General features: G+C 36.9%; 17 protein-coding genes and 1 pseudogene. 12 read left to right on the top strand and 6 right to left on the bottom strand.

What is annotated here, in order from left to right:
• Positions 1–303, bottom strand: a pseudogene (locus tag ACFINE_RS07880) (ABC transporter substrate-binding protein); the annotation flags it as partial.
• A gap of 1,090 nt (positions 304–1,393) precedes the next feature.
• On the opposite strand from ACFINE_RS07880, the gene ACFINE_RS07875 reads away from it, so the two are divergent.
• Positions 1,394–1,675: a DUF6460 domain-containing protein gene (locus tag ACFINE_RS07875; RefSeq protein ID WP_375621636.1), complete on the top strand. Its 282-nt coding sequence runs from the start codon at positions 1,394–1,396 to the stop codon at positions 1,673–1,675.
• Positions 1,676–1,697: 22 nt separating this feature from the next.
• Here ACFINE_RS07875 and ACFINE_RS07870 read toward each other — a convergent pair whose 3' ends face one another.
• From ACFINE_RS07870 to ACFINE_RS07860, 3 genes are all read right to left on the bottom strand, one after another.
• Complete coding sequence (locus tag ACFINE_RS07870) at positions 1,698–2,507, bottom strand: TIGR02186 family protein (RefSeq protein WP_273790722.1); 810 nt, start codon at positions 2,505–2,507, stop codon at positions 1,698–1,700.
• Positions 2,508–2,509: 2 nt separating this feature from the next.
• Complete coding sequence (locus ACFINE_RS07865) at positions 2,510–3,430, bottom strand: sulfite exporter TauE/SafE family protein (RefSeq protein ID WP_375621635.1); 921 nt, start codon at positions 3,428–3,430, stop codon at positions 2,510–2,512.
• Positions 3,431–3,608: 178 nt separating this feature from the next.
• Positions 3,609–4,427, bottom strand: a complete 819-nt coding sequence (locus tag ACFINE_RS07860) for a hypothetical protein (RefSeq protein WP_375621634.1) — start codon at positions 4,425–4,427, stop codon at positions 3,609–3,611.
• Positions 4,428–4,940: 513 nt separating this feature from the next.
• Here ACFINE_RS07860 and ACFINE_RS07855 point away from each other — a divergent pair.
• From ACFINE_RS07855 to ACFINE_RS07845, 3 genes are read left to right on the top strand one after another with little or no spacing between them, the layout of a single operon-like run.
• A complete protein-coding gene (locus ACFINE_RS07855) occupies positions 4,941–5,687 on the top strand; it encodes an electron transfer flavoprotein subunit beta/FixA family protein (protein WP_375621633.1) in 747 nt (248 codons plus the stop codon).
• A 51-nt stretch (positions 5,688–5,738) separates the two neighbouring features.
• On the top strand, positions 5,739–6,659 hold the full coding sequence (locus ACFINE_RS07850) for an electron transfer flavoprotein subunit alpha/FixB family protein (RefSeq protein WP_375621632.1): 921 nt from the start codon (positions 5,739–5,741) through the stop codon (positions 6,657–6,659).
• A 3-nt stretch (positions 6,660–6,662) separates the two neighbouring features.
• Entirely contained in the window at positions 6,663–8,327 is a 1,665-nt protein-coding gene (locus ACFINE_RS07845; protein WP_375621631.1) for a 4Fe-4S dicluster domain-containing protein, read from the top strand.
• A 616-nt stretch (positions 8,328–8,943) separates the two neighbouring features.
• On the opposite strand, the gene ACFINE_RS07840 is transcribed toward ACFINE_RS07845, so the two are convergent.
• A complete protein-coding gene (locus ACFINE_RS07840) occupies positions 8,944–9,081 on the bottom strand; it encodes a hypothetical protein (RefSeq protein WP_375621630.1) in 138 nt (45 codons plus the stop codon).
• 1,319 nt (positions 9,082–10,400) lie between these two features.
• On the opposite strand from ACFINE_RS07840, the gene rsmI reads away from it, so the two are divergent.
• The 4 genes from rsmI (at position 10,401) to ACFINE_RS07820 (ending at position 12,859) form a co-directional block, all read left to right on the top strand.
• On the top strand, positions 10,401–11,288 hold the full coding sequence (gene rsmI / locus ACFINE_RS07835) for a 16S rRNA (cytidine(1402)-2'-O)-methyltransferase (protein ID WP_375621629.1): 888 nt from the start codon (positions 10,401–10,403) through the stop codon (positions 11,286–11,288).
• A gap of 4 nt (positions 11,289–11,292) precedes the next feature.
• Complete coding sequence (locus ACFINE_RS07830) at positions 11,293–11,661, top strand: YraN family protein (protein ID WP_375612280.1); 369 nt, start codon at positions 11,293–11,295, stop codon at positions 11,659–11,661.
• A 101-nt stretch (positions 11,662–11,762) separates the two neighbouring features.
• Positions 11,763–12,008 carry a hypothetical protein gene (locus ACFINE_RS07825; protein WP_375612261.1) on the top strand — a complete coding sequence of 82 codons (246 nt, stop codon included), beginning with the start codon at positions 11,763–11,765 and terminating at the stop codon, positions 12,006–12,008.
• A 56-nt stretch (positions 12,009–12,064) separates the two neighbouring features.
• Complete coding sequence (locus ACFINE_RS07820; RefSeq protein WP_375621628.1) at positions 12,065–12,859, top strand: pyrroline-5-carboxylate reductase; 795 nt, start codon at positions 12,065–12,067, stop codon at positions 12,857–12,859.
• 308 nt (positions 12,860–13,167) lie between these two features.
• Here the strand turns inward: ACFINE_RS07820 and ACFINE_RS07815 are convergent, their stop codons facing one another.
• Positions 13,168–14,229 (bottom strand): Mrp/NBP35 family ATP-binding protein, encoded by a 1,062-nt coding sequence (locus tag ACFINE_RS07815; RefSeq protein WP_375621627.1) that lies wholly within the window; start codon positions 14,227–14,229, stop codon positions 13,168–13,170.
• 604 nt (positions 14,230–14,833) lie between these two features.
• On the opposite strand from ACFINE_RS07815, the gene rpmH reads away from it, so the two are divergent.
• The 4 genes from rpmH (at position 14,834) to yihA (ending at position 17,944) form a co-directional block, all read left to right on the top strand.
• Entirely contained in the window at positions 14,834–14,968 is a 135-nt protein-coding gene (rpmH, locus tag ACFINE_RS07810) for a 50S ribosomal protein L34 (protein WP_005864709.1), read from the top strand.
• A 117-nt stretch (positions 14,969–15,085) separates the two neighbouring features.
• Positions 15,086–15,475 (top strand): ribonuclease P protein component, encoded by a 390-nt coding sequence (rnpA, locus tag ACFINE_RS07805; RefSeq protein ID WP_375608505.1) that lies wholly within the window; start codon positions 15,086–15,088, stop codon positions 15,473–15,475.
• Positions 15,465–17,303 (top strand): membrane protein insertase YidC, encoded by a 1,839-nt coding sequence (gene yidC, locus ACFINE_RS07800; protein ID WP_375621626.1) that lies wholly within the window; start codon positions 15,465–15,467, stop codon positions 17,301–17,303. The genes rnpA and yidC overlap by 11 nt, the downstream gene beginning before the upstream one ends.
• Positions 17,300–17,944 carry a ribosome biogenesis GTP-binding protein YihA/YsxC gene (gene yihA / locus ACFINE_RS07795; protein ID WP_375612255.1) on the top strand — a complete coding sequence of 215 codons (645 nt, stop codon included), beginning with the start codon at positions 17,300–17,302 and terminating at the stop codon, positions 17,942–17,944. The genes yidC and yihA overlap by 4 nt, the downstream gene beginning before the upstream one ends.
• Positions 17,945–18,048: the final 104 nt, after the last annotated feature.

Below are 18,048 nucleotides of genomic sequence, written 5' to 3'. Positions count from 1 at the left end.
AGTAATCACCGTACTGTGATCATCACCTGAAACATCCCAATGTGTTGCTAAAGCGGGAACCATTTTAGCAGGATCATTTGTCGCAGTACTGACCAAATTATCACAAACATTGCGAACAATTTCACTTCCATAAACATCATTAAGTTGTGCGGGATCAAATGTACTAATTGCATCAAGATTCCAAGCCATCACAAGGGTATCAGCGGGTGTTTTTGCTGAAACTTGTTGTGCAACCATCGCCAATGCCATAAGAGCAGAAACAAGAGAGCTGCTATTTTGTAATATTTTTTTCTTCAAGTTCATAGACTTTTCCTTTTAAAGTTTACTATATAAATTTCCCACACAACAAGCACATGCTTAATAATAAGGTTAGATGATCCATAAGCGCCTCAAACAAAGTATTATTAAAACCTTCAAACAACACCACTTACCAACCACGGACTTCTACCCATGGCTACAAGCCAAGACAAACCAAAACATGCAACAACAAACACTCTGACATACAATGAATGCTCCCCATAACAGAGCCTATTCATGATGTCATAACGCCTACGATTGAAGACTATAAAACCACTATTTTCTCTCTTTTGTCGGGTAAGCTTGTCTCTTCTTTCCTCTCGCCTTTTTATGCCATCAAAAGACTCTTCTTTGTTAGCTTAAGCGCCTTAATAACAAAGAGCTCTACTAACAATTTGACATTTTAACAAAACAGGAAAATTCACCCATCAACCGACATGATCTCCTCCCCCTACAAGAGGAATTTTGAATTTTTCCATAATCCTCTGCCAAATAACAGCTTTTAAATTATATTTTATTTCTAAATAAAAGGAGCATAGGCTCCCCCTGATATTCCTTTACGCACCCACACATAACAAAACTTTTTTTCACATCGTATTTTTAATATCTTTGCTCCTTTAACAACACTCAATTCATTGCTTACATTTTTTCAGAAAAAAAGATCTTTTCAATGCACTAAGGTTGAAATATCTAAATATAATACCTATATAAGCACACCCTTATTAGAATAGATAGTCTTTTTTTAAGTAAACTGTCTTGAAATATTATTTCTATACACGACAATAATAAGTTCGTTACAAAATCTTCAATATACTAGAACTCTCACTCTGATAAGAAATGCTGAAACGTTATAAAATTTCTCTACAAATTCTCGAGACGAAAGGATATCCCTTCATTTAATAAAAGAAGCGCCATGAAAATATCGCAAAAAATGCAATAAAACATGTGTATATTTCAAAAACCAGCACCGTTAACCAGACTAAGGTGATAAACTCAAAAAGTAAGAAAAAATAAAAAAATGTTTTTCCTTTGTGATAATAACATCGCTGTACCATGATAATACAATAAAAAACACGATCTTTGAAAGTATATTAAAATGAAGCGAAAAAAAAAATTATTAGATTCTTTTCATGCGTTTCTTGGAGGAAAATCACGCCGCGTTAGTCTAAAATTGCTTATCCTTTCATTCTTCATTGGTATCGTAATGAATTTTTTGGGATGGACACCTCGAAACCTCATACAAAAAATAGTCGATTTTTTTCAATCACTATGGGAAGCAGGATTTATAACGCTTACAAATTTCTTCCATATAACTATGACAGGAGCTATTGTTGTTGTGCCTATTTTTCTTATCTTACGAATTTTTCATAAAAAATAAAAGCCTTAACATTTTCCTTGCGTTAATCTTTTCGAAAAATCAAACGACACAAAAATCCTGTAGTAATAGCAATAATCACTGCAACAATACCGTATAAAAAACGATACTTGTGCGCTGCATAAAAAATTGTATAGGTGATATGTGCTTTAACAATTTCAAGAGTCGTTGTTGCACTATCAATAAACTGTCCATCACGAAAAAGATAAGCACGAACTTTATAATGTCCAACTGGGATATTTGCTGGCAAACGAAAATGCGCTGTGAAAAGTGTGTCAGAACCAAAACGAACCCCACCCACTTCCTCATAATAAAGGCTTTTAGCTTTTTGCAATTTTATAAGTTCATCGCGAAAGATTTGTATTTTTTTCTGATCTTGTTCATCCGTCTGCAATGGCAAATAGAGTAATCCTAACCCTAAGCGTTTATAATCTTCAATGCTCGTAATATCGTCAATTTCACGTGTTGTGACCATAGAGTAAAAAAGAGGAACCTTTTTAAAAATAAGAGAATCTGTATTGACCCATACACCGGCATTGCGTTTTTTTTCTCGCATCACCATTGTCCGATCTTGTCCCTCCAAGCTTACAACAATATCATAACGGTTCTGTCGAGAATATAACGGATCAATATTTTCTAAAACACCAGCAATATAAAGATCACGACCAGCAAAATTTGCATCCACAGTAATCGTATTCGTTGTTACAATAATTTGGACAGTTTCGTGGTCAACTTGATCAATGAATGTAGCTGGCGTCCCAACATGTGACCATGTAGAAAAAGAAATAAAACAAAAGCAACCTGTAATGATGTATAAAGAAAATAATCTACCCATTTTTATCTCATAAGAATATCCAGAGAGAAAAGATTATCAGGGCGTATAAATAATTGAAAAGCAAGACGCATACACACAATCAACACTAAAAATGCAAGTGCCATACGCAATTGTTCAGCCTTTAACTTCCGTCCAACCCGTGTTCCATATTGCGCACCAATACTTCCTCCAAGCATTAACAAAAAAGCCAAGACAATATCAACGGACTGATTAGTCATACTTTGCAAAACTGTCGTGAAAGAAGACACAAATGTAATCTGAAAAAGTGAAGTCCCAATCACCACACTGGTTGGAACACGCAGAAGATAAATCAATGCTGGGATCATAAAGAACCCCCCACCAATTCCCATAATAGAAGACAACAACCCCACGATGAGACCAATCCCTAAAACTGGAATAATGCTAACATATATCATAGATGTCCGAAAACGCATTTTTAAGGGTAAGCGATGAATCCAGTTATGTCGACCAGCAAGACGAATATTGGCTTTTCCTACCTTACGCTTGCGCATCATATCATACCAACTTTCAACGATCATCAAGCTTCCTACACTTCCAAGAAGAATCACATAAAGAAGCGAAATCATTAAATCTAATTGACCTAACTTTTTCAAAACAGAGAAAACCTGAATCCCGATTAAAGAACCAATCCCTCCTCCAAGCGCCAAAAGAATACCAAGTTTAATATCGAGCGTACGTCTTCTAAAATGTGTAATTGCTCCTGTTACAGATGACGCAATCATCTGGTTGGCACCTGTTCCAACAGCAATAGCAGGAGGAATATTATAAAAAATCAATAACGGCGTGATGAGAAACCCACCACCGATTCCAAAAAGTCCTGAAAAAAAACCAGCAACGACTCCCATACCAATCAAGATCAGCATATTGAGTGACATTTCAGCAATTGGTAAATAAATACTCACTTACAGAACCTTCAAGATAATTTGAGGTTTTTTTACAATTAGAGAATCCTTCTCCAATTATCCTCTTTTCCAATAATCTCTGTTGCGTGTTTAAAAGGATAATTTTAGTTGCTATAGCTTCCGCACAAACACGAATGCGCAATACATTTCACATCTATTAACATCAACATCATAAAAATTAAAAAAAACGAGCTCCTTTTAAAAAGCTATAAAAACATAACGTTATCGCTACCACAAATGCAACGGTTAAAAAACAAAGAACACCTTTTTTTAGCAAATAAGATAAAAACGACACATGTTCCCGAGACTGCGTCCTTAAAGAAGAAAAATCATTCTCAATGCAATGATTAGATGCCTGAGCACCCATCATCCCCTTTTCTTTTATCACAGCATGCTTCACTACTCCCTCAACCTTTTTAAAAGAAGATTGCAGAGCATCACTGGGCAAAGGGCTTCTATTTTCTTGCTGCAACGTATTTTCAACATTTGTTTGGAGTGAAATTATGCTGTTTTCTTTCGAATAATTTTGCACCTTTTGAAGTAATAAGCATTCTTGATTTCCCTCACATTCCATGTGAGCAAGTTTTTGTACAACAGAATCAGGTGATTTTGAACGAGACACCCGTCGTGTTACCGCTGCTTCTTCTAAGCTTTTTTTTTCACTCTGCAAACTTTGAACAATTGTTTTAATCTGCTCTAAAGACTGGAAAAGCTTTTTTTCTCTTTGACGTCGTATATAATGTTCAGCCAAAATGGCCCGACTAATATCATCTAAGTAAGATTTAAAATGCTCTTCTACAGAACTCTGCTGCATTAAAGAACGAGGCGAATGCTTCATTTGCATTTGCGCATAAACGGTGCGTAATTTTTGAGCAATATCCGACATCGTTACTTCTACAGAAGTATCCATTCTCTCTTTCTGTTCAACAAAAGAAAAGACTTTATCGTTCCTAACCTGTTTGGTCGCTTGGTCGATCGTATGACCCTTCGTATTCACAAACGCCTACCCCTCATTAACCTTTTTGAAAAGAATCGCAACAAATGATGAGAAAGTGTGCTCTATTTTAGTAAATAGAGCTTTAAGAACTCCCAAAAACTTTTTTGTTAGAAATATTTTCCCCAATCTTTATCTAAAATATTTGAAAGAAAGATCTTTAATTTTTCTGTCTTCAAGATTTGAAGAGCAAAATCATTCCCCCATTTTTATCTTTTTCACTTAATTTTTCATTGCATAAAGGACCTATTGCACCATCATAAATAAAGCATAAGAAACTAAAAAAGAATATTCTCACAAGACAGATTGATTTTTTTACTTTTTATTCAAGCAAATAAGGCAATTATGGCAATGCAAAAATATGAAGATTGAAAATAACGACGAGAAAGTACAAGTAAACATAAAAAAGCTTATACGAAAGAGAACACAAGTTATAAATTGAGACTTCATTCTAAACAATTTGGTTTCTTATGAGTATTGCTATAAACTTGTAACATACAAACAAAGAGGATCATTATGAAGATAATTGTCGCTGTCAAACGTGTTGTTGATTATAACATCAAGATACGCGTCAAACCGGATAGTACAGGCGTTGATCTGTCTCACGTAAAAATGTCTATGAATCCTTTTGATGAGATAGCCGTGGAGGAGGCCATTCGCCAAAAAGAATCCGGTAAAATTTCAGAAGTTCTTCTTGTTTCAATTGGCCCAGAAGCAGCTCAAGAAACTCTACGAACAGGACTTGCAATGGGAGCTGATCGCGCACTTCTTGTCACAACGGATCAAACACTTGAACCCTTAGCAATTGCTAAGATTCTCAAAACCATTGTTGATGAAGAAAAACCCGACATGGTCTTTTTAGGAAAACAAGCAATTGATGACGATAGCAACCAAACAGGACAAATGCTCGCTGCTCTTCTTGGGTGGGGACAAGCAACTTTTGCCTCACATCTTAACATAGAAAATGGGCATGCTACAGTTACTCGTGAAGTTGATAATGGAACACAAACCCTTTGTCTTCCCCTTCCCATGGTTATGACCGCCGATCTACGGCTCAATGAACCGCGTTACACCTCTCTCCCCAATATCATGAAAGCAAAAAAGAAAATCATTGAACAAAAATCTCTTACTGATCTTGGCGTCGATACGAAAGCACGCTTAACAATTTTAAGCGTTGAAGAGCCAAAACCCCGTCAATCCGGTATAAAAGTGGCAAATGTAGTAGAACTTGTCAGAGCCTTAAAACAGAAGAACTGCATTTAATATTCTCACCACTAGAGTAAAAGCAACACTCACATAAAAGGGCAAAAACTTATGGCAATTCTTTTATTGGCCGATCATAATACAGAAGAAACAGCAAAAGTACTCACCGCTGCACGCGTACTCAGTAATGATATCGATATTCTGGTTTGCGGAGAAAAAATCCAAACGATAGCGGAAAATAGTGCTAAACTTAATGGTGTGCGGCAAGTTCTTATTGCAAAAGCAGACTATTTAGCCCATCAACTTGCCGAGCCTATGGCAGATACAATTCTCATGTTAGCAAAGGATTATGATGTGATCATGGCAGCATCCAGCAGTACTGGGAAAAATGTGATGCCGCGCGTAGCAGCTCTTCTTGATCTTATGCAAATTTCAGATATTACCGCCATTCTTTCACCCAACACCTTCAAACGACCAATTTATGCAGGTAATGCATTTGAAACTGTACGCACCAATGATTATAAAAAGATTATAACAGTTCGCACCGCTTCTTTCACCCCAACGCCTTCCCAAAATAATTCTGCTCCCATTAAAACAATAACACCAGCTTCCAATCCAAATCTTTCTTCTTTCGTAAAAGCAGAAACAAACAAAAGTGATCGTCCTGAGCTCACCTCAGCACGTGTTATTATATCAGGCGGGCGTGGTCTTGGTTCTCAAGAGAAATTTATGGCCCTGCTTCTTCCTCTTGCAAACAAATTAAATGCTGCTTTAGGTGCCAGCCGCGCAGCAGTGGATGCAGGCTATGCTCCCAATGATTGGCAAATTGGACAAACAGGAAAAGTCGTTGCCCCTGAACTTTATATCGCCGTTGGCATTTCCGGTGCAATCCAGCATGTAGCCGGTATAATGGATGCACAAATTATTGTTGCCATTAATAAAGATGAAGAAGCTCCCATCATGCAAATTGCCGATTACACCCTTGTAGGTGATCTCCACCAAATTATTCCAGAATTGGAGAAAGCTTTATAAGCCATGAAAGCACTTCTGCATGACCAACGTGAAAGTATGGAGTTTGACATAGTCATTGTCGGAGCAGGACCAGCAGGGCTTTCTGCCGCAATTCGTTTTAAACAAATTAATCCTGAGCTTTCTGTCACAATTGTTGAAAAAGGGACCGAAGTTGGTGCACATATTCTCTCTGGCGCAGTTGTTGACCCCATTGGTATCGATACACTCTTACCAGAATGGCGAAATGATAACGACCATCCCTTTACAACCCCTGTCACACAGGACCAATTTTTTTTTCTAAAGCCTCAAAAGTCCACAATATTTCCCAATATTTTGCACCCTAAAATCTTATCAAATAACGGATGTTATATCGTTTCGCTTGGGAGCGTCTGCCGCTGGCTAAGCAAAAAAGCTGAAGCGTTGGGTGTTGAAATCTATCCTGGTTTTGCAGCAACAGAACCCATCATCCAAAAAGATAACGGAGCTATCATTGGTGTTCTCACCGGTGATATGGGGCTTAACAAAGATGGAACTCCTGGAAAAAATTATATGCCTGGGATGGCTTTATTGGCAAAATATACTCTGATTGCGGAAGGAGCACGCGGCTCAATTGCAAAACAACTGATACAACATTTTAATCTTAGCAAAAATCGAGAACCACAAAAATTTGGTCTTGGTCTCAAGGAGCTCTGGGAAATTGCCCCCAACAAACACCAACGCGGTTTAGTACAACATTTCACTGGTTGGCCCTTAGACAATAATACCGGTGGCGGTGGCTTTATTTATCACCAAGAAAACAATATCATTTCTGTCGGTTTTGTTGTGCACTTAGATTACAAAAATCCTTATCTTTCTCCCTTTGAAGAATTTCAACGTTTTAAAACACATCCAAAACTCTATAAAATCTTTAAAGGCGCAAAACGTCTTTCCTATGGTGCACGTGTTATCAGCGAAGGAGGTTGGCAATCTGTACCAAAACTCACCTTTCCTGGTGGAGCGCTTATTGGCTGCTCTGCTGGATTTGTCAATGTTCCTCGTATCAAAGGATCACACAATGCCATCTTATCTGGCATATTAGCTGCCGATAGAATTGCTACCGCTCTTGCACAAGGGCGTGCCCATGATGAGGTTAAAGAAATCGAAGAACAGTGGCGAAAAGGGCTCATTGGCAAAGATCTTTATAAAGTGCGAAATGCCAAACCGCTCTGGGCAAAATATGGGACAAAATATGGAATTAAACTTGCTGGTTTTGATATGTGGTGGCAACAACTGTTCGGATTTTCCTTATTTAAAACACTCTCCCACGGAAAGGAAGATTATGCATGCCTTGAACCAGCAGAAAAATTTCAACCCATTTCTTACCCAAAACCAGATGGCGTTGTAACCTTTGATCGCCTTTCAAGTGTTGCCCTTTCCAATACGCATCATGAAGAAAATCAACCTTGTCATTTAAAAATAGCCTCATTAAAAAAGCAAAAGGACTCTGAATATGCAATCTATGGAGGACCCTCTACACGCTATTGCCCCGCCGCTGTCTACGAGTGGCTAGAGGATAATGATCATCTGACTTATATGATAAACGCTTCAAATTGCATACATTGTAAAACATGCGATATCAAAGATCCAAACCAAAATATCACTTGGATCTGTCCGCAAGGCAATGAGGGCCCCTTCTATCCCAATATGTAATTCCCCAATGTATAATCATTGTTCATTTTCCTAAAATTGAAATATACAAAACGCAATGGATAAAAATATTTCCCTCAGATCAGAAATCTATCAATCACCTTCCTGCATACGTTCTTTCACAATGTAAAAAGAACTCTATTCTCATATAAAATACTCTCTTCACCGTATGAATTTTTTCAATAGAAAAACATAACATATTTTTATCAAAATTTTTTTATTTAAATGACAAAACAATAATAAATATATTCTTGACAATTCTGCGATAAAGGAACAGCCGCGGTTCTCGAAAACCTGAAGGAAAATAAGCCCGTTCTACTTTACCCCCTCTCCCATATGATCCAAAATACTTTTAGCCCTCTCATAAGAAACATCAATCGTTTTAACTAGCCAAGAGCCCCCTGAAGATGCGCTTCACATTTATTTCTTCTCCTACACTTTGCCAAGTAATGCTCACTCAAGAAAACCACGAATGAATGTAGAAAAAACATCGTGAGATAAAGAGATAAAGAGCATACTCGTTCAAGCCCTTTATAATGTTTCTACTGATAATGACACGAAAAAATCTTTAATCTCACATTAACCTTTTATTTTTGCATTAAAGATAATCGCCTTGCATCTAACCTTTACCAATATACTGCCCTTTACCAATATACTGCAATGAATGTGTACAAATACCGTAAAAATAAGCAGATGCCAAGCCATGGAGACTATCGCTATTAGCAAAACACCTGATAAAAAACAAAATAGCTTTCATGACCACTCTATGACGCGTTTTATAGAGTTGTTTTTTTATAAAGCTTGTGCTTTCGCTATTGCTTGTAAATCAACATCCAAATTGAACACAAGTGGTATATTTAAAAGAAAGATTAAGGTGAATGAAAGCTCTGCACGCCGTTCCAGCTTTTGTAGCTAGAGCAAAAATATTGCATATTCTATTTGAGTAATCTCTGAAACGAAAATACAGCTTCATTTAGCAAGAACATCAAATCTGAAAGGAAAAAACTGTTTTCCTCTTTACTATCATCTGTCCATTCGGTTTTAAAACTTTCAAAAGCATCACAATATCCTCTAAAAAGAAGAGATAACGTATTGTCCCCGCTTTTATTACTTACGTTTTTTTATGGGAGCATATCCTTCAGAAAAAATAAGGTATCCAAAATTAAAGCAGACTTGTGTTGTTCAGTCATGGGCTTGTTTTTAAGAGATAGCTCTCATATCAAACAATAATTTTGCGACACTATTCGAAAAAGGTATAACGCAATCCTGTGAACGAACAGTTCCATATTTATGAAATAAAAAGTACAAGCTAACAGCATTATTTTCTCTGAGATCTCCAATGAGGCGATAATCTTTGTTTTAAGGAGGTTTCAAGATGCACAAAAATGATTTTGATTAATTGACTATAAGAAGAGCTGAGATAATGTTACGATATTTAAAGCTCCTAATTAATAGGCAAAATAATAAATTTTCCATTATAAATCAAATATTTAAGATAAAATTTAGCCTTAAACTTTTCTAAGGTACTCATTATACTGTATACTGTTAAAGCTGTAGAGAATATGAAAAAATAAAGTATTTTGCTGATAAGAGCTTATATTTGATCAATAACAATACAGTCAGCTGCCAGTTAACTGTATGTGTTTCAAAAGGGGCTGTTTACATTTGCTCAGAAAAACAGTTTGGATATCAATAGAATATTTGAAAAATCGGCGTTATGGAAATAATCTAAAAAGCTTAGCTTTTCAAAGAGCACAAAGAAGCATGAGATTATAACATGAGTAAAGTTGTTTTTTGGTTCTCGAAGGAAAAACTTTATAGAAAATCATGGGGCTGATAGAATATTGGTTACATTTGGAATTTGTTTTACTGGAAAAAATAACGCGGATCAAAATAGATAATAATGTTAAATTAAGACGTTAAATATGAAATTATCTTATTGTAGTGTAATCGATTATTCGAGTAAGGTAAGCCTTTGTAATGATAAAAAATGTGCTGGTAAAAAATGAGCCAAAATGGCTTATGAGTATGGATAAAAATCTTGTGGTGAGGAGAATTTAATGAAAAGAAAAGAGCATGTGTGAAAAAGCATATTTTATAGGTGCGCATGCTTATTCTGCACCCGTTATAGAATCAGGGCTTTATCTTGTGGCAACACCTATCGGAAATCTTGCAGATATTACGCTTCGTGCTTTGCAAGTGCTTGCAGGAATTGATATTTTAGCGTGTGAGGATACGCGAGTAACACGTGTTTTGTTGGAACGTTACGGCATTCAAAAAAAACCTTTTCTCTATCATGAATATAATGCGCAAAAAGCGGGTCCGAAGCTCTTAGCGGCTTTAGCAGAAAACAAAACAGTAGCACTTGTTTCAGATGCCGGAACACCACTTATTTCTGATCCTGGATTTCGATTGGTAGAAGAGTCCCGTAAAGCTGGTCATAAAATTATTCCTATTCCTGGAGCATCCGCTCTTTTAGCCGCTCTTATACCGACAGGGCTTCCTACGGATAGCTTTTTTTTTGCAGGTTTTTTGAGTGCACGAAAGCTACAGCGCCGAAAACGGTTGGAACAATTAAAAGAGATTCCAGCAACTTTGATTTTTTATGAATCACCGCATCGTCTTGTTGAAACTTTACAGGATATGGTCACACTTTTTTCGGCTAATCGACCTGCTGCCATTTGTCGTGAATTAACAAAAAAGTTTGAAACAGTAGATGTTTCCAATTTGGGAAATTTGTTAGAAAATTACAGAAAACAAGCACATATTCGTGGGGAAATTGTTGTACTTGTTGGAGAATCATCTTCTTCTTTAAATGTGATAAGTGATCAAGAAATTGATGAAATGCTATTAGAACGCGCACGGATACATTCTGCTGCTCAAGCGGCAGCTTTTGTTGCAAAAAAAACCGGTTTAAAAAAGCAAGAACTTTTTCAGCGATTAATCTTTTTAAAAAATGCGTAAAATAATACAAAAAAAACGCAGACAAAAGTCTTTTTATCGAGGGATTCGTGCAGAAAAATTGGCAGCTTGGTGGCTACGTTGCAAAGGGTTTCACATTGCCGAAAGGCGTTTTAAAACAAAATGTGGAGAAATTGATTTAATTGCACGACGCGGAAATCTTGTGTTAATCGTTGAAGTTAAAGCACGTTCAACGTTGGCTGAAGCAATGGAAGCGGTTTCCCGAATGAATGAAAAGCGAATTGAGGCAGCTGCCGATATTTGGCTCGCACGGCAAAAAGATTATGCCCTTTTGTCTGTACGCTTTGATTTAATTGCAATTTTACCTTGGCGTTGGCCACAGCATATCCCTGCATTTTTTACATCTGATCAATAAAAGGCCTCCCCGTTTTAACCATATTCAATAAAAAACATTTCGTTTTTATGTGCATATGCGTTAAAAAGTGTGTAATAATTGAGCGCTATAAGGAGCGAAATATGGATGATTATGAAAAGTTTGCAACAGGTTTGCTCATCATTTTTGGAGCGCTAATTATTGGTGGGTTAATGGCAATGCATATTGTGCTTATGAATAAACCAGGTTTTTTATTTGCATTAGCCGCAGCTGTTGTTGGTTGGTTTTCTGCTTTTGCCGTTCTCTTTGACAAGCCCAAAATCTATTTGGTTTTGATTATTCTTGCTATGTTATGTGTTGCTTCTTCAATTAGCGTTTATGTTAGTTAAAACACCTGAGATGTTGATTGAAATTCCTTTTAAAATATGAAACTGAGAAATAGATAATGAGACTTGGCTTTTTGGGAACGGGTACAATCAGTGCTTCAATGGTGAATGGCTTAATGACAAGCAACTTTGATGTTTCTTCCATTATTGTTTCGCCTCGCAATGCACAAACAGCAAAGCGCCTTTCACGTACTTATGATAAAGTTATGATTGCTGAAAATAACCAAGCGTTGCTCGATGTTAGTGATTGTGTTTTTCTTTGCTTGCCCAACCAAATTGCAGAAGACGTTTTGTGCTCTCTTCGTTTTCGTCCAGAACAGCTGGTTATTTCCGTACTTGCTATGGTAAAAGCAGCAGAAATAGAAGAGTGGATTAATCATAAAGTTTATCGTGCTGTTCCATTACCTTTTGTTGCAGAATGCAAAAATTTGACACCAATCTATCCCAATCATCCCTTTTTACGCACTTTATTTGATGCATTGGGGGGCACATTGGTGCTGGATAAGGAAGAGCAGTTTAATCTTTTTATGACAGCTGGTTCACTTATGGGAGTATATTTTAATTTTATAGAAACTGCCCATCAATGGTTTATAACACAAGGGTTAAAAAAACAACAATCAGCAGAATTCCTTACCATGATGTTTGGAAATCTTACAGATGAAATGCGTAAAACTATAGCAACGGATCGTTCTGTATCTCTCGATTTTTCACTGCTTGAAAAAGAGTTTTCAACAAAGGGTGGAACAAATGAATTTTTGTCAAATTACTTTTCTCAACAAGGGGGAAGGAATGCTTTAACAATGGCTCTTGAAGCTACTTTGCAAAAAATGAATGCTTCTAAAAAGAAATTTTAAGATTTATATCAAAAAAACTCGTATCAAAAAATGATTTTTAAAATATTTTTTACAACCTTTTACAATTTTTCTAAATTATTTTTATTTTCGGTCTTCTTCTTTTTGCCTCAAGTCCAATATTTTTTCTACCTCACGGCTCTAGCTCTTCAATTTTGTTCCCCTTCAGGTTATCCAAACGCATGAATAATTTTTTGTTTATTTAACCTATATATTCCATTCACACATTAAAACTTCCTCTTACAAAGAAGCGACTATTTTTATGTCTTTCATGATTGTGTTTTAATAAACTCTCTTAAACACCCCCCCATTCAAAAGAGTTGATTTTTTATTTGATCAACAATTTTACGATATAGTTTAGCATGCTCTTCACTAGGCTTAGCAACAAAAATAGGGATTCCCTCATCTGAAGAAAATCGTAAAGCTGCATCAAGCGGTATTTCCCCTAAGAAAGGGAGTTCTCGACGTTCCGCTTCTGCCCGTGCACCACCATAGCCAAAAATATCATAGCGTTTTCCCGTATCAGGAGCGATAAAATAACTCATATTCTCAATGAGTCCTAAAATAGGAACATTAACTTTCATGAACATTTCTATTGCTTTACGTGCATCCACTAAAGCAAGATCTTGGGGCGTAGAGACAACCAACGCACCTGTTAATTGTACCTGTTGGGCAAGCGTTAATTGTGCATCCCCTGTACCGGGCGGCATATCCACGACTAAAACGTCCATAGGGCCCCATACAACATCTCGTAACAATTGCGTTACAGCTGCCATAACCATAGGACCACGCCATACTACCGGCTTTTCTTCCTCAACCAAAAATCCCATCGACATCAATTTAAGTCCAAATTTTTCAAGAGGTTGAATCTTTTTTTCTCCAATAAGCTGTGGTTTTTGATTAACAAGTCCTGTCAAACGTGGCAATGAAGGACCATAAATATCAGCATCCATCACCCCCGTTTTGAAACCAGAATCTTGTAAAGCTAAGGCGATATTTATTGCCATCGTAGATTTTCCGACCCCTCCTTTTCCAGAAGCAACAGCAATCACATGCCGCACACCTTCTATGGGCATTTTGATCGGTAAGAGATTTGCTCTCCGACTAGGTGCTTTCTTTGTTATTTTTTCTGCTGTAAGTGTAACAACAGCAGATTTCACTCCCTCCAAAGCACATACCACCTTTTCAGCAGAACGACGCAATGATTCCCATTTTTGCACACCTCCATCAGGAACTGTAATGGAAAAGAAAACCTTACCATCAGCAATCAATATTTCTGAAAGAAGACCCAACGACACAATATCGCTTTCAAGATCTGGTCCTTTGATTGTACGTAATACGTTGCGGACAGCCTCACTTGTGATAAGATCCATGTTCTTTCCTCTCTATAAAAATACTAGCAAATATAAGCATAAGAACGAAAAATACTTACAAGGTTCATCACCTGATAATTTTGTTCATCACTTGATAATTTTCTACTTTACTCAGCATTATAAAGTATACATCTCTTATCTCTTTAAAAATATGAAACCATCCTTAAAATAAAGAAGCTCAAACATAAAATCTGCTATAAAATCCTATCAATCACATTTGTGCTACAATCACTTTAATGAATATTCTGATAAAAATTTTGTAAAAACAAAAACTGAAAAAAACTCTTAATCTTAAAGGATATTTTAAATTGAGCATACAGTAATCAGTCACACCTTCTTTAATTCTTTAAGGCCCTAGCCATTTATGTTCTGTAGATTCAATCGTTATTTTCTAACACTCCTACAGTATTGTAAAAAAGCGTTACAAATAGTTATAAGGTGTTTTGTATTCTTTCAAGAGAGAGAAAAACAATCTAAGATTGACTTTTTTTATATTTTTCCTTATGGGTTAACAGCCGTATGATAGGATAAAATTGTTTATCTCGCGCATAACTATTCATAAAACGAAGATTAAGAAGGGCCGCACTCCGCGGTATTTAAATAAATGAAACGTACTTACCAACCCTCTAAACTTGTCCGTAAACGCCGCCATGGGTTTCGTGCACGCATGGCCACAGCTGGAGGACGTAAAGTTATTGCTGCAAGACGTGCTCGTGGACGTAAACGGCTTTCTGCTTAACCATTTAAATTTTCACAACCGTTGAGGATTGCTCATCGTTTCTTCGTTGTGAAACTTTTATTATGAACCTACAATGTCTGCTTGCAGGCATTTAATGAAATTGCGAAATATTCTTTTATGAAGAAAAAACATCCCTGCCGTATTCGCAAAAGAGCAGACTTTTTGGCTGTCCGTACAGGAGAAAAACGACGTGGTCCTTTATTTTTGCTCGAAGTTAAATCTCGTGAACAAACAACAGAAAGAAAAGATTCTCTTTTTGCACGTGTAGGCTTCACTGTTACTCGTAAAAACGGTAATGCTGTGAAACGTAATCGTATTAAACGGCGCTTGCGTGAGGCCGTGAGAGTTGGTGTAACAAACCACATGGAAGCAGGAACAGACTATGTCATTGTAGCGTACCGTGATGTGTTACATGCACCTTTTACATCCTTGATTAGTGAATTAAATCGGCGAATAAAACCAAAAATAAAACATCAGCAACAACAAGGGTGTACGGATGGAATATAACCGCAATTTCTTTATCGCTATTGGCTTATCTTTCGTAGTGCTCATCGCATGGCAATTTCTTCATGTTGCTCCCAAACAAGCAAAGTTACAAAAACAACAAATCATCGCACAGCAATTGTCAAAACAACAATCAGCCCTTTCTACTACCACGACAGATTTTTCTGATGATATCTCAACGTATCAAGCTACATCTATCATCGAACAGCCCATGACACCTGAAATCCGGAAAGCTGTATTGGACAAAACAGAGCGTATTACGATCAAAACCAATGAATTGGAAGGCTCTATTAATCTTGTTGGTGCACAATTTGATGATCTTCACCTCAAAAAATATCGTTTAACAGTCGACAAAAAATCACCGGAAATCGATTTGCTAAATCCTAAAGGCTTCAAAACAACCTACCTTGCTGAATTTGGTTTTGCAAGTGCGTCTTTGCCAGCAAAAGCCTTGCCACAATCGGATACAAAATGGCAAATAGAGGGAAGCAATACAATCCTGACTCCTTCAACACCCATCACTTTAATTTATAATAATGGACAGGGACAAATCTTCCGGCGGACCCTTTCTGTTGATAATCATTTCATGTTTACCATTGAGGATTCTATCAGCAATGAAAGTGATCAACCAATACATCTCTCGTCCTATGCCCGCGTTGCACGTGCAGCACCACCAGAACATACAAATGCAACCTATTTACTTCATGAAGGTATGATAGGTATTGCAGGAGATTCGCTCAAAACTGAAAAATATAAAACCTTAGCAGAGCTTGACCCAAATCCTGATAATGGGCAAAAAAGCATGACTTTTTCCAAGGTAACAGGAGGTTGGATTGGTATTACCGATAAATATTGGGCTGTAGCAGTTATTCCCCCGCAAAATAAAGAATATACAAGCCGTTTTATTTATTTTGATCGTTTGCAAACGCATTATCAGTCTGACTTGCTAGGGTCGCTTTTAACGATTGCCCCAAATGAAACAAAAACTGTTACAAATCGTCTTTTTGCTGGTGCAAAACAAGTTGAAATTATTAATAATTATCAAAATGACCTAAAAATTAAAAAGTTTGCTCTTTTAATTGATTGGGGCTGGTTTGATTTCATCACCAAACCAATGTTTGCCCTCATTGATATTCTTTATAAGCAAACAGGAAATTTTGGTATCGCCATCCTTCTTGTCACAGTGCTCTTAAAAACACTTCTTTTCCCTCTAGCCAATAAATCTTATAAATCTATGGCGCGTATGAAACTTATACAACCGCGGTTGCTAGAAATAAAAGAAAAGTATCCCGATGACCAAACCAAACAACAAAAGGCAATAATAGATCTATATAAAACCGAAAAAATAAATCCCCTTGCAGGCTGTTGGCCAATGTTGGTTCAATTCCCAATATTCTTTGCTCTTTATAAAGTTCTCTATATCACTATTGAAATGCGCCATGCCCCTTTCTTTGGCTGGATTAAAGATTTAGCGGCACCCGATCCAACTTCTCTTTTTAACTTGTTTGGTCTCTTGCCATATACAACGCCAACATTTCTTATGATTGGTGCATGGCCTTTGATTATGGGAATAACGATGTTTTTACAAATGCGTATGAATCCTGCTCCTCAAGACCAAACCCAAGCGATGATATTCACATGGATGCCTGTTGTCTTTACTTTTATGCTCGCCTCTTTCCCTGTTGGTCTCGTCATCTATTGGGCATGGAACAATATATTATCAATCATTCAGCAAGGTATCATGATGAAGCGCCAAGGAGTTAAAATTGAGCTTTTTGATAATCTGAAAGCCATCTGGAGAAGATCACCCAAAAAAGAAGTGCATGAATGACAAGAGATTCTTCCCTTTCTGGAATTTTTTCTCGCAATTGGATTTTTATTCGTGGTGTACCAGAAATACGCTTTCTCCCCCCTGAAGGACCACCAGAAATTGCATTTGCAGGTCGTTCCAATGTTGGAAAATCATCTTTAATCAACGCACTCGTCCAACAAAAAAGCTTAGCACGTACCTCAAATACACCAGGACGGACTCAAGAGCTTAATTATTTTGTCCCCGATGGATTCAGTGGGCAACTAGGAGACCTTCCCCCTCTAGCATTAGTAGATATGCCTGGTTATGGTTTTGCTGCTGCTCCTAAAAATCTTGTTGATGCGTGGACAAATTTGATTTTTAGCTATTTACGGGGGCGCACAACGTTAAAACGTGTATATATCTTGATTGATTCACGGCACGGAATCAAAAATAATGATGAAGATGTTCTTGCTCTCCTTGATAAAGCAGCTGTTTCTTATCACATTGTTTTGACAAAAAGCGATAAAATCAAATCAAATGCTTTGGAAAAATTAATTATGAGCACACAAACAAAGCTTCTTAAACGCCCAGCAGCTTATCCTGAGCTTCTTGTAACCTCTTCAGAAAAAGCTATCGGTTTAGAAGAATTACGTGCTGCCATTTTGCAAACCATCGCATAAGAGAACAATTCCTAGTCATTAACAATTTATTAATTATAATTACTAGCAACTACTAATGATCTTGTACTTCTAGTCAAGCATCTTTATAAAAATGATTACTTGAA

Origin of the sequence: Bartonella sp. AA97HXZ, from assembly GCF_042196985.1 — a bacterium.
Classification (GTDB): Bacteria; Pseudomonadota; Alphaproteobacteria; order Rhizobiales; family Rhizobiaceae; genus Bartonella.
The sequence above is the reverse complement of the archived record's forward strand: the minus strand, read 5'-3'. Positions and strand labels throughout refer to the sequence as shown.